The organism is uncultured Nocardioides sp., assembly GCF_902805925.1.
Lineage (GTDB): Bacteria > Actinomycetota > Actinomycetes > Propionibacteriales > Nocardioidaceae > Nocardioides.
The window spans coordinates 1-12284 of record NZ_CADCUP010000023.1 but is presented as its reverse complement, the minus strand read 5'-3'; the positions used below and the strand labels follow the sequence as shown (position 1 = coordinate 12284).

The 12284-nt window shown below is 72.9% G+C and carries 11 protein-coding genes; 2 read left to right on the top strand and 9 right to left on the bottom strand.

What is annotated here, in order from left to right:
* Positions 1–105: 105 nt before the first annotated feature.
* The 3 genes from QZX64_RS01435 to QZX64_RS01425 all read right to left on the bottom strand — a co-directional run bounded on the left by QZX64_RS01435 (position 106) and on the right by QZX64_RS01425 (position 6344).
* A complete protein-coding gene (locus tag QZX64_RS01435; protein WP_295656363.1) occupies positions 106–2541 on the bottom strand; it encodes an esterase-like activity of phytase family protein in 2436 nt (811 codons plus the stop codon).
* A 53-nt stretch (positions 2542–2594) separates the two neighbouring features.
* Positions 2595–3815 (bottom strand): MFS transporter, encoded by a 1221-nt coding sequence (locus QZX64_RS01430; RefSeq protein WP_295656361.1) that lies wholly within the window; start codon positions 3813–3815, stop codon positions 2595–2597.
* Between the two features lie 303 nt (positions 3816–4118).
* Positions 4119–6344 carry an NADP-dependent isocitrate dehydrogenase gene (locus QZX64_RS01425; RefSeq protein ID WP_366558493.1) on the bottom strand — a complete coding sequence of 742 codons (2226 nt, stop codon included), beginning with the start codon at positions 6342–6344 and terminating at the stop codon, positions 4119–4121.
* An 80-nt stretch (positions 6345–6424) separates the two neighbouring features.
* On the opposite strand from QZX64_RS01425, the gene QZX64_RS01420 reads away from it, so the two are divergent.
* On the top strand, positions 6425–6571 hold the full coding sequence (locus QZX64_RS01420; RefSeq protein WP_295656358.1) for a hypothetical protein: 147 nt from the start codon (positions 6425–6427) through the stop codon (positions 6569–6571).
* 3 nt (positions 6572–6574) lie between these two features.
* On the opposite strand, the gene QZX64_RS01415 is transcribed toward QZX64_RS01420, so the two are convergent.
* On the bottom strand, positions 6575–7291 hold the full coding sequence (locus QZX64_RS01415; RefSeq protein ID WP_295656356.1) for a hypothetical protein: 717 nt from the start codon (positions 7289–7291) through the stop codon (positions 6575–6577).
* A gap of 97 nt (positions 7292–7388) precedes the next feature.
* Here QZX64_RS01415 and QZX64_RS01410 point away from each other — a divergent pair, with 97 nt between their 5' ends.
* On the top strand, positions 7389–8378 hold the full coding sequence (locus QZX64_RS01410) for a malate dehydrogenase (RefSeq protein WP_295656355.1): 990 nt from the start codon (positions 7389–7391) through the stop codon (positions 8376–8378).
* A gap of 22 nt (positions 8379–8400) precedes the next feature.
* Here QZX64_RS01410 and QZX64_RS01405 read toward each other — a convergent pair whose 3' ends face one another.
* From QZX64_RS01405 to QZX64_RS01385, 5 genes are all read right to left on the bottom strand, one after another.
* Positions 8401–8775, bottom strand: coding sequence for a DUF3017 domain-containing protein (locus QZX64_RS01405; protein WP_295656354.1), 375 nt, complete (start codon positions 8773–8775; stop codon positions 8401–8403).
* Positions 8772–9620, bottom strand: a complete 849-nt coding sequence (locus QZX64_RS01400) for a bifunctional methylenetetrahydrofolate dehydrogenase/methenyltetrahydrofolate cyclohydrolase (protein WP_295656353.1) — start codon at positions 9618–9620, stop codon at positions 8772–8774. Before QZX64_RS01400 ends, QZX64_RS01405 begins: the two co-directional genes overlap by 4 nt.
* Before the next feature lie 69 nt (positions 9621–9689).
* Complete coding sequence (gene purH / locus QZX64_RS01395) at positions 9690–11249, bottom strand: bifunctional phosphoribosylaminoimidazolecarboxamide formyltransferase/IMP cyclohydrolase (protein WP_295656352.1); 1560 nt, start codon at positions 11247–11249, stop codon at positions 9690–9692.
* Positions 11250–11352: 103 nt separating this feature from the next.
* On the bottom strand, positions 11353–11964 hold the full coding sequence (gene purN, locus QZX64_RS01390) for a phosphoribosylglycinamide formyltransferase (protein ID WP_295656351.1): 612 nt from the start codon (positions 11962–11964) through the stop codon (positions 11353–11355).
* A 19-nt stretch (positions 11965–11983) separates the two neighbouring features.
* Positions 11984–12284: DUF6350 family protein (locus QZX64_RS01385; RefSeq protein WP_295656349.1), on the bottom strand; the 301-nt coding region annotated here is incomplete at its 5' end.

Below are 12284 nucleotides of genomic sequence, written 5' to 3'. Positions count from 1 at the left end.
GCGCTCGACGAACGCGCCCCGCGTCTCGCCATGTCCCTCCGGGACGGACGTCGCCGAGCACGTCCCGCTTGAGTAGATCGACGGCCGCACCGGGGTCAGCGGCGCTCAGCGGCGGCGCTTCCCCGCCTCCACGTCCACCCACACGAGCCGGTGGTCGCTGGTGGGGAAGGGGAACTCACCGGTGAGGCGGAAGAGCGGGTTGGCGCGCACCGGCCAGAAGACCTCGGAGTCCAGGATGTCGAGGTCCCGGCTCGGCAGCACGTAGTCGACCCGCAGGTTGCCCGGCGCGTTGTCGGCGAAGTCGGCGGTGTCGAAGCGGGCGGGACTGCGGTGGGCGGCGTTGGCACCGCCCTGCAGCGCGCTGGCCTCCACGGCGCCCGCGCTCGACGGGGTGCGGGCGTCGTTCACCTGCGGGAGGCGCAGCAGCTGCTGCACCGCACCGGGGATCGAGTCGCCGTCCCGGGGGTCGCTGTTCAGGTCACCGGCCACGACGAAGGAGGCACCGCGCTTCAACCCGCCCCGGCGGCCGCGGTCGTCGTAGATGTACGACGACGCGTGCCGTCCGCGGACGTAGTCGGCCCAGAAGCCGATCTCGTCGAAGTTGCGCCTGCCGTTGCGGTCCTCGGGTCCGTCGAAGACGGGCGGCGTCGGGTGCGAGACGAGGAAGTGCACGGTCTCGCGGCGGCTGACGCGGATCGGCAGGTCCCAGTGGGACTTGCTGGACAGGCGCACCGACGCCAGCTCCTTGCGCGAGTACCAGTCGGCCGGTGCGGAGGTGGTGGGGTCGTCGGGCAGCCGGGCGCCGGGCATGTCCTTCCACCGGAACTTCCGGAAGGTGCGCGCGTCCTGCTTGTCGATCGGGTACTTCGAGTAGACGACCATGCCGTACTGGCCCGGGAAGTCACCGAAGCCGAAGGCGTCGTTGCCGCCGCCGACGGAGCCGTTGTTGTCGAGGTCGAGGCCGCTCGGCACCCCGGTGTTGCTGGGTGCGACGAAGTAGTAGGGGTAGTCCGCCGCCGGCGCGCCGTTCTGCGACACGGCGAGGTAGTTGTCGCGGAACAGCTCCGCGGCACGGCCGCCGGGCACGTAGTCGAACTCGTTGACCAGCAGCACGTCCGGTGCCGCACGCTGGATGACCTCCGCGACCGCGCGCGCCTGCGCGTTCTCCCCGGTGGAGAGGTCCGAGACCAGCTGACCGGCCGCCGATCGGTTGAGCGAGGCGTTGTACGTCGAGAAGCGCACGCCGGCGGGCTCGGCCGGCCCCGACCGGAGCAGGCGGCGGTCGACGTCGAGCTTGTCGTCGAGCCTGACGGCGAGGAACTCGCTGACGTCCCTGACGTCCGCGCCACGGCCGCCGGTGCCGGGGTAGTTGTTGTCGTTGAGCACCGCGATGGTGTGGCGGTCGATGATCTCGACGTCCTCGATGGTGACGTAGGGGAAGGTGAACGGGTCGCCCTGGCCGCCCAGCCGTCGCGGGTTGGCGAGGTCCATCAGGTCGACCAGCAGCTTCTTGTCGGCGTACCCGTCGCGGTCCCGGTCGCGCAGGTCGGCGAGGTAGATCCGCTTGAACCGCGCGGCAGCACCCGAGAGGTTGTCGCGCTCGATCACCAGGAACTCGTGCTTGTTGACCGCGATGAAGTCGCCGAGGGCGTGGTCGGGCGACTCCATCCGGTAGCGCCGGTAGTCGCCGGTGAACGAGGCACTGCCGTCGCGACCGATCGGCGCGGTGTAGATGCGCAGGTCGGAGGCGAGGCCGGCGGCCTTGTCCTCGTCGGTGGCGCCCTCGAGCATGGGGTACAGCGTGCGGCCGTCGGGGCTGATCGCCATGCCCTCGAAGCCCTTGGAGCTCGGCAGGTTCGGCGCCTGGTCAGGCGCCGGGTGGGAAGGCGAGGTGACCCCCGGCGCGGCCACCGGCGCCTCGAGCACCTGGCCGCGCGCGTCGGTGTGCACCAGGAACGGCCCGAACTCGTCGCCGAACCAGTAGGTGCCGTCCGGCGCGACCTGCATCGACTCCAGGTCGAAGTCCCAGCCGGTCAGGGTGCGGTCGGGAGCTGGGCAGGTGTAGCCGTCCGGCAGCGTGGCTGCCGCCGCGCAGCCGCCGTCGCGCCAGATCGTCCAGGGCACGTGGCCGTCGGGGTCGGAGAGGTCGAAGCCGCCGAGCACCGACACCTCACCGCCGCGCAGGTCGGGACGGATCCGGTGCACACGCAGGCGGAAGTCCTGGCTGTTGGCCTTGGCGCCGAAGCCGTTGTCGCTCATCGCCAGGTAGGTGCCGTCGCGCAGGGAGTGGATGCCGGAGAAGCCCTGCACCGGCTGGCCGGCGTACGGCGCGGCCGGGTTGCCGGTGAAGTAGCCGGACCTCTCGCTGCCGGGCACGAACGTGTCGGCCGGCAGCGCGGCCCAGCCCACGAGCTTGGCCCCGTCGTCGTGGTGGTGGCCGTCACGGCCGGCCGAGGCCGGGGCCGTGGCGCTCAGGGCCGCGCCGGCGGCCAGGACGAGGGTGAGGCCGACGGCGGAGGCGGCTCGAGGATGGGTGCGCATGGGGTCAGGTCACCAGTTCCATCTTGCCAGCGAGTGACGAGGACGTGAACCCTTCAGGCGGCCTGGGTCGCCGTCGTACGCCGGTGCAGGCCCCACGAGGCGAGCAGCACGAACACCCCCACGACGGCGAGTCCGGCTCCCACGACCCCGGGTGCCCGGAACCCCCAGCCGGCGGCCACCACGAGCCCGCCCAGCCAGGCGCCGAGGGCGTTGGCGATGTTGAGGGAGGCGTGGTTCATCGCGGCACCGATGGTCTGGGCGTCGCCGGCGACGTCCATCAGCCGCAGCTGCAGGTTGATGACCAGGATCGAGCCGAGCACGGTGATGCCGAAGACGACCGGCAGGTTCCACCAGCCGGTGGGCGCGAGCCAGGAGAAGGCGAGCAGCAGCACGCCCTGGCCGACGCCACCGACGAAGAGCGAGCCGAAGACCGACCAGCGGGCCAGCTCGCCGGCCACCCAGGTGCCCGCCACCATGCCGAGGCCGAAGGCCAGCAGGAACACCGGGGCGACCGACTTCGACAGGCCGCCCACCTCGGTGACGGTCGGGACGATGTAGGTGTAGACCGCGAACATGCCGCCGAACCCGATCGCCCCGGCGAGCAGGGTGAGCAGCACCTGAGCACGGCCGAGCGCGCTGATCTCGCGCCGCCAGGTGGCGTGCGGGTCCCCGGTGCGCGAGGGGACGAAGGCGACGACCAGTGCGATGGTGGCGACGCCCAGCACCGCCACCAGCCAGTACGCCGAGCGCCAGCCGAGCAGCTGGCCGAGCCAGGTGGCGGCGGGCACGCCGACCACGTTCGCGACCGAGAGGCCCAGCATCACCTGCGCGACGGCACGGCCCTGGAGCCCCGGCCTGGCCAGGCTGGCCGCGACGAGGGAGGCGACGCCGAAGTAGGCGCCGTGCGGGAGCCCCGCGAGGAAGCGGGCGACGAGGAGCCCCTCGTAGGAGCTGATGAGCGCGCTGGCCGCGTTGCCCAGCGCGAACGCCGCCATCAGCGCGACCAGGAGCGCGCGGCGGGGCAGCCGGGCCCCGAGGAGGGCGATCGCCGGAGCCCCCACCACGACTCCGAGGGCGTACGCGGAGATGGCGTGGCCGGCGGCCGGGATCGACACGGACACGCCGGCGGCCAGGTCGGGCAGCAGGCCCATCGAGACGAACTCGGTCGTGCCGATGGCGAAGCCGCCCATGGCCAGGGCGAGCACGGCCCAGCCGAGGTGGGCCGTCGGCGCGGCGGACTCGGTGGTGGTGGGGTCAGGAGCGGTCGTCGTCATGGAGCCGGTCTTCCCGTGGTGCTGGACAGGGCGTGCTGACGGCGTACGCAGCTCGGGTCGACGCAGGACGCGACCGACCCTCACATCATGCAACCGGTGGGGAGCCGGTGGCTATTCCGGGTGCCGCGTCACACACGCGAGAGCCCGCCGGGCGGTCGGACCTCCCCCTCAGGCGGTCCGACGGCCCGACGGGCTGGTCGCGGTGTCCTGGCCGGCTGGGGCGAGGACCTGTCCGCAAGTAGACGCGGGTGCCCCGTGGTCCCGTGGGAAGTCGGGGGGCGGATACCCGATATTGGTGACCGCTCAGACGTCGAGCGTCTCCAGGTCGCGGTTGAGCGTGGCGGAGGGCCGCATCACCGTCGTGGTCCTCTCCGGGTCCGGGTGGAAGTAGCCGCCGATGTCGGCCGGCGAGCCCTGCACGGCCAGCAGCTCATCGACGATGGCCTGCTCGTGCTCGCGCAGCGTCGAGGCCAGGGCCGAGAACGCCTCGGCCAGGGCTGTGTCCTCGCTCTGCTCGGCCAGCTCCTCGGCCCAGTAGAGCGCCAGGTAGAAGTGGCTGCCGCGGTTGTCGGTGGTGCCGAGCTTGCGGCCGGGCGAGCGGTTCTCGGCCAGGAACGTGCCGGTGGCCCGGTCGAGGGTGTCGGCCAGCACCTGCGCCCGCGCGTTGTCGGTGGAGGTCGCCAGGTGCTCGAAGCTCGCCGCCAGGGCGAAGAACTCGCCCAGGCTGTCCCAGCGCAGGTAGTTCTCCCTCACCAGCTGCTGGACGTGCTTGGGCGCCGAGCCGCCGGCGCCGGTCTCGAACAGGCCGCCGCCGTTCATCAGCGGCACGACCGAGAGCATCTTGGCGCTGGTGCCGAGCTCGAGGATCGGGAACAGGTCGGTGTTGTAGTCGCGCAGCACGTTGCCGGTGACCGAGATGGTGTCCTCGCCGCGGCGGATCCGCTCCAGGGAGTACGCCGTGGCGTCGGCCGGCGACATGATCTCGATGGTCAGGCCCTCGGTGTCGTGCTCGGGGAGGTACTTCTCCACCTTGGCGATGAGGTTGGCGTCGTGGGCGCGGGCGCTGTCGAGCCAGAAGACGGCCGGGGTGTCGGAGGCCCGGGCCCGCGTGACGGCCAGCTTGACCCAGTCGCGGATCGGGTCGTCCTTGGTCTGGCACGCGCGCCAGATGTCCCCGGCCTCGACGTCGTGCTCGATCAGCGTCGCACCGGCACCGTCCACCACGCGCACCGTGCCGGCGGCCGGCACCTCGAAGGTCTTGTCGTGGGAGCCGTACTCCTCGGCGGCCTTGGCCATCAGGCCGACGTTGGGCACCGACCCCATGGTCGAGGGGTCGAAGGCGCCGTTCGCGCGGCAGTCGTCGAGGACGGCCTGGTAGACCGAGGCGTAGGAGGAGTCGGGGATCACCGCGAGGGTGTCCTGCTCCTCGCCGTCGGCGTTCCACATGTGGCCCGAGGTGCGGATCATCGCCGGCATCGAGGCGTCGACGATGACGTCGGAGGGCACGTGCAGGTTGGTGATGCCCTTGTCGGAGTCGACCATCGCCAGCGCCGGGCCCTCCCCGAGGCGCTGCTCGATCGCGGCACGGATCTCCGCACCGTCGGGCAGCTCGTCGACCGCGGAGAGGACCGCGCCCAGGCCGTCGTTCGGGCTGATGCCCGCGGCGGCCAGCTGGTCGCCGTACTGCTCGAAGACGGCGGGGAAGAAGGCCTTCACGACGTGGCCGAAGATGATCGGGTCGGAGACCTTCATCATCGTGGCCTTGAGGTGCACCGAGAAGAGGACGCCGTCGTCCTTGGCGCGCTGCACCTGCTCGGTCAGGAACGCGTCGAGGGCCGCGGCGCTCATGAAGGTGCCGTCCACGACCTCGCCGGCGAGCACCGGCACCGAGTCCTTGAGCACCGTCACGGTGCCGTCGGGGGCGACGTGCTCGATGCGCAGGGTGTCGTCGGCCTCGATGACCACGGAGCGCTCGTTGCTGCGGAAGTCGTCGTGGCCCATGGTCGCGACGTTCGTCCGCGAGTCGCCCGACCAGGCGCCCATGGAGTGCGGGTGCTGCTTGGCGTAGCTCTTCACCGAGGCGGGCGCCCGGCGGTCGGAGTTGCCCTCGCGCAGCACCGGGTTGACCGCGCTCCCCTTGACCCTGTCGTACTTCGCGCGGACGGCCCTCTCATCCTCGGTCTGCGGGTTCTCGGGATAGGCGGGCAGGTCGTGGCCCTGCTCCTGCAGCTCCTTGACCGCGGCCTTGAGCTGCGGGATGGAGGCGGAGATGTTGGGCAGCTTGATGATGTTGGCCTCGGGCCTCGTGGCCAGCTCGCCGAGCTCGGCGAGCGCGTCGTCGATGCGCTGCTCGTCGGTCAGCCGCTCGGGGAACTGCGCCAGGATGCGCCCGGCGAGCGAGATGTCACGGGTCTCCACCTCGACCCCGGCCGTGCGGGCGTAGGCCTCGACGATCGGCAGGAAGGAGTACGTCGCGAGCAGCGGCGCCTCGTCGGTGTGGGTGTAGATGATGGTGGCCATGGGGTCGATGACTCCTGATCCGGTGAGCGACGGGAATTGCTTGACGTCAAGATACCTGACGCCACCCGGTGCCCCGGGCCGCTCCTAGCGTGGCACCCGGCCTCAGAGGAGGCCAGGCCGAGCGCCGGCTCGTGGCGTGGCCGCACGGGATCGAGGGCTTCGACGCCGAGGGCGACATGGCCCAGAACTCCTACGGCGACGAGGACGGCCGCACCCAGATCCGACCGCAGGGCTGACGCTCAGGGTGCCTCGGTGAGGGACACCGAGCCGGTGGCCCAGTACTCCTGCACCAGCCCGACGTCCCGCGCGTAGAACCGGTCGACCTCGCCCCCGCCGGTGGTGACGACGAGGTGCACCAGCTCCTCGAAGTCGCCCGCGGGCGTCGACCCCGACGCGTCGGTCTCCTCCACGCGCGCGAGGTCCTCGGCGATGCCCGGGGCGAGCTGCTGGCGGTAGCCGTCGCCACGACGCGGCACGGCCGGCATCGCCAGGCCCGCCTCCGCCCCGGCCACGCCCGCACGCCAGGAGCCGACGGTGTCCGGCGTGAGCTGGTCGTGGCCGAAGCTCCAGACGTTGCCCGACCGGTCCTGGGCGTAGAAGTCGATCGCCTCGGCGAGCGTCGTGCCGTCGGGGGCGGAGGCCACGGTGCGCACGCCGGTCACGTCGACGTCGGCGACCTCGGTGGTCCCGTCGACCACCGTCACGGTGCGGGTGCCGGGCACCTGGCCGGAGACGGCGTACTCGCGGACGGTGCCGGTGCGCAACGGCAGCCAGGGGTTGTCGATGCGCGCCACGAAGTCGTCGGGGTCGGGCGAGGGCGTGGGGACCACGAGGCCGTCGACGCCGGCGGGGTCGCTCACCGGCGGCTGGGACGCCGCGCAGCCGGTGGTCAGTGCCGCCGCGGACAGGAGGACGGCCGCGGCCGTGGCGAGCCCGCGGCGGGGCCTCGTCGTCATGGCGGCCAGCATGCCACCCGGCCAACCCCGGGCCCGCCGTGGCCGGCGCCGCTGCTAGCGTCGGAGACCGATCACCCCCGTCCACCGAGGAGTCCTCGTGAGCAACGCCCCCCTCAAGGTCGCCGTCACCGGTGCCGCCGGCCAGATCGGCTACAGCCTGCTGTTCCGCCTCGCGAGCGGCTCGCTGCTCGGCCCCGACCGTCCGATCCAGCTCCAGCTGCTCGAGATCGAGCCGGCCCTCAAGTCGCTCGAGGGCGTCGTGATGGAGCTCGACGACTGCGCCTTCCCGACGCTCGCCGGGGTCGAGATCGGCCACGAGCCCGAGAGGATCTTCGACGGCGTCAACCTGGCGCTGCTCGTGGGTGCCCGCCCCCGCGGGCCGGGCATGGAGCGTGGCGACCTCCTCTCGGCCAACGGGGCGATCTTCACCGCGCAGGGCAAGGCCCTCAACGAGGTGGCGGCCGACGACGTGCGCATCGGTGTCACCGGCAACCCCGCCAACACCAACGCCCTCATCGCGATGAGGAACGCCCCCGACATCCCGGCCGAGCGCTTCTCCGCCCTCACCCGCCTGGACCACAACCGAGCCATCTCGCAGCTGGCCGCGAAGACCGGCGCCGCCGTCACCGACATCACGAAGATGACGATCTGGGGCAACCACTCCGCGACGCAGTACCCCGACCTCTTCAACGCCGAGGTCCGGGGCCAGAACGCCGCCGAGGCGGTGGGCGACCAGGACTGGCTCGAGAGCACCTTCATCCCCACGGTCGCCAAGCGCGGCGCCGCGATCATCGAGGCACGCGGCTCGTCCTCGGCCGCCTCGGCCGCGTCCGCGACGATCGACGCCGCCCGCGACTGGCTGTTCGGCTCCGCCGAGGGCGACTGGGTGTCGATGGCGGTCGTCTCCGACGGCTCGTACGGCGTCCCCGAGGGCCTGGTGTCGTCGTTCCCGGTCACCACCCGAGACGGCGGCTGGGAGATCGTCCAGGGACTCGACGTCAACGACTTCTCCCGGGCGCGCATCGACGCCTCGACCGCCGAGCTGGCCGAGGAGCGCGACGCGGTCACCGAGCTCGGCCTCATCTGAGCCCGGCAGGGCCCGGAGGCGCTCAGCCCGGCTGGTCGGGGATGGAGCTGGCCAGCACGATCAGGGCCACCCCCACGCCGGCCAGCAGGGTGGCGTCGATCGGCTTGGAGCGGACGGCGAGCATGCCGGCGTCCCGGGGCCTGAGCCCGACGCGCACGGCGGCGGCGAAGACGAGCGCGCCGCCGAACCACCGGATGCCGGTGCGCCACGACCCGGCCACCACGATGCCCACGGCGACGACCGCCACGACGAGGACCACGAGGTAGATGGCGCCACCGAGGGTGCTGGGGTAGCGGCGCTCCTCCAGGACCTCGGGGGCCGCCACCTCGCCGTCGACGAGCGCCTCCGCCGAGACCGGCGGCACGTCCTCGGGCGTCGGCAGGTCGTGCTCGGTCACGGGCGGGCGGACCGCTCGGCGATGTCCACGATGTTGGAGAGCAGCATCGCGCGGGTCATCGGGCCGACGCCCTTGGGGTTGGGCGAGACCCAGCCCGCGACGCCCCAGACGTCCGCGGCCACGTCGCCGGCGATCCGGCCGTCGACGCGCGAGACGCCGACGTCGAGCACGGCCGCACCGGGCCGGACCATGTCGCCACGGATGATGTCGGGCACGCCGGCGGCGGCGACCACGATGTCGGCGTTGCGCACGTGCGCGGCCAGGTCGCGGGTGCCGGTGTGGCACAGCGTCACCGTGGCGTTCTCCGTACGACGCGTCAGCAGCAGGCCGAGGGGACGTCCGACGGTCAGCCCGCGGCCGACGACGACGACCTCGGCGCCGGCGATCTCCACCCCGTGACGTCGCAGCAGCTCGATGGCCCCCACGGGGGTGCAGGGCAGCGGACCGGGCTCGCCGAGCACCAGCCTGCCCAGGTTCGTCGGGTGCAGGCCGTCGACGTCCTTGTCGGGGTCCACGCGCGAGAGCAGGGCGAACTCGTCGAGGCCGGTGGGCTGCTGCACGATGAACCCGGTGCAGGCGGGGTCGGCGTTGAGCTCGTCGACGACCGCCTCGACCTCCTCCTGGGTGGCCGTGGCCGGGAGGTCGCGGCGGATGGAGGTGATCCCGATCGCGGCGCAGTCCTTGTGCTTGGCCCCGACGTACCAGCGGGAGCCCGGGTCGTCGCCGACCAGCACGGTGCCGAGCCCGGGCACGACGCCGCGGTCCCTGAGGGCGGCCACGCGCTCGAGGAGCTCGGCCTTGATGGTGGCGAGCGTGGCGCTGCCGTCGAGGGTCTGTGCGGTCACGGGGTCATCCTGTCAGGGTCGTGGTGCCTCGGAGCCGGCGCGCACCGGACGCCCCGGCTCCGCCGGGGCTCAGTGGGCGAAGTGCCGGGTGCCGGTGAGGTACATCGTCACGCCGGCCGCCGTGGCCGCCTCGACGGTGAGCTCGTCGCGGACGGACCCGCCGGGCTGCACGATCGCGGTGACGCCCGCGTCGATGAGGATCCGCGGGCCGTCCTCGAAGGGGAAGAAGGCGTCGGAGGCGGCCACGGACCCGGCGGCCCGCTCCCCGGCCCGCTCGACCGCCAGCCGGCACGAGTCGACCCGGTTGACCTGCCCCATGCCCACGCCCACCGAGGCGCCGCCGCGGGCCAGCAGGATCGCGTTGGACTTGACGCCCCGGCACGCCTTCCACGCGAAGGCGAGGTCGGCGAGCACCTCCGGCGAGGCGGCCTCGCCCGAGGCGAGCGTCCAGGTCGCGGGGTCGTCGCCGTCGGCGTCGACGTGGTCGCGCTGCTGCATCAGCAGGCCGCCGGAGATGGGACGGGTCTCCGCCCCGCCACGGGGCGGCGGCTCGCACTGCAGCAGCCGGATGTTCTTCCTCGCCGCCAGCACCTCCACGGCGCCGTCCTCGTAGCCGGGGGCGACGACCACCTCGGTGAACACCTCGGCGACCTGGCGTGCCATCTCCACCGACACCGGCACGTTGGTGGCGACGACCCCGCCGAACGCCGACACCGGGTCGCAGGCGTGCGCCTTGCGGTGGGCGTCGGCCGCGTCCGCGCCGACCGCGATGCCGCAGGGGTTCGCGTGCTTGATGATCGCCACCGCCGGCTCGTCGAAGTCGTGGGCCGCGCGACGGGCGGCGTCGGCGTCGACGTAGTTGTTGTAGGACATCTCCTTGCCGTGCAGCTGCGTCGCCTGCGCCAGCCCGGTGCTGGAGCCGTTGCCGTAGAGCGCCGCGCGCTGGTGGGGGTTCTCGCCGTACCGCAGCACCGACGCCCTGTCCCACGTCGCGCCGACCCACGCCGGGAAGCCCTGGCCGTCGGAGGTGTCGGTGAGCACGTTGCCCATCCAGGAGGCCACGGCCACGTCGTACGTCGCGGTGTGCACGAACGCCTCGGCGGCCAGCCGCCGGCGCTGGGCGAGGGTGAACCCGCCGCCGGCGAGGGCGGCCAGCACGTCGCCGTACGCCGCGGGCGAGGTGACGACCGCGACCGACGGGTGGTTCTTGGCAGCGGCGCGCACCATCGACGGCCCGCCGATGTCGATCTGCTCCACGCACTCGTCGGGCGAGGCCCCGGACATCACCGTCTCGGTGAAGGGGTAGAGGTTGCACACGACCAGGTCGAACGGCTCGACCTCGAGCTCGGCCAGCTGGACGACGTGGCTCTCGAGGCGGCGGTCGGCCAGGATGCCGGCGTGCACCCGCGGGTGCAGCGTCTTCACGCGGCCGTCGAGGCACTCCGGGAAGCCGGTGAGCTCCTCCACGCGAGTCACGGGCACGCCCAGGGACTCGATGAGCGCGGCGGAGCCGCCCGTCGAGACCAGTGCGACGCCGGCGTCGTGGAGGCCGCGCACCAGGTCCTCGAGCCCGGTCTTGTCGTAGACGGAGACCAGGGCGCGCCTGAGGGGGATCTGGAGATCTGACACGGGACCACTCCTGCAGCATCGGTTGCGGTGGGAGCACCCAGGCGTCCGATGCTCACCGACGTCACTCCCCGGCGGTTGCCCACCTGCGCCAGTCGTGTGGGCCTCAGCCTAGTCGGACCCGGCGCCCCTCGACCGACCAGCCCTCGCGCGCCATCCGGCCCACGCTCCGGACCAGCATCTCGCGCTCGGCGACCTTGATCCGCTCGTGCAGCGACTCCTCGTCGTCGGTGTCCTCCACCGCCACCGGCACCTGGGCGACGATCGGCCCGGTGTCGACGCCGTGGTCGACCACGAAGAGCGTCGCGCCGGTGACCTTGACGCCGTACGCCAGCGCGTCGGCGGCGCCGTGCATGCCGGGGAAGGCCGGGCACAGGGCCGGGTGGGTGTTGAGCATCCGTCCCGCGAACCGGCCCAGGAACTCCTCGCCCACGAGCTTCAGGAACCCGGCCGAGACCACGAGGTCGGGTTCGAACGCGGCCACGGAGTCGGCCAGGGCCCGGTCCCAGTGCTCACGCGAGGTGTAGTCGCGCACCCGCCGCACGAAGGTCGGCACCCCGGCGCGCTCGGCGCGCTCGAGGCCCTCGATGCCGTCGCGGTCGGCGCCCACGGCGGCCACCTTCGCGCCGTACGCCGGCTCGGCGCAGGCGTCGAGCAGCGCCTGGAGGTTGGTGCCCGATCCGGAGACCAGGACGACGAGGCGGGCGGGTGCGGGCACCCGCCGGAGTCTAGGGGCGTCAGGCGTCGGGGGCGTCCACCGGGACGGACGTGCGCCGCTGCCACCAGGTCGTCACCAGGCCGCCCAGCAGGCCGCCGACGCCGAAGGCGGTCACCGCGTGCACCAGCACGTCGAGGTGGAACGGACCGACGAACCGCATCCGTCCCGGTCCGGCCGCACCCCCGGCGAGGGAGGCGAGGAGGCCCAGCAGCAGGCCGGCGATGATGCCCCCGCCGCAGCCGCGCATGGCCCCCTCGTCCCAGCGCAGGGTCGGGAAGCGGCGCTGCACGCGCGCCGTCGCGAGCGCCGCGACGAGCGGC

What these genes read in the sequence shown, in the direction of transcription:
- QZX64_RS01435 (WP_295656363.1), bottom strand. Translation starts at nt 2,541, where the DNA reads ATGCGCACCCATCCTCGAGCCGCCTCCGCCGTCGGCCTCACCCTCGTC.
- QZX64_RS01430 (WP_295656361.1), bottom strand. Translation starts at nt 3,815, where the DNA reads ATGACGACGACCGCTCCTGACCCCACCACCACCGAGTCCGCCGCGCCG.
- QZX64_RS01415 (WP_295656356.1), bottom strand. Translation starts at nt 7,291, where the DNA reads ATGACGACGAGGCCCCGCCGCGGGCTCGCCACGGCCGCGGCCGTCCTC.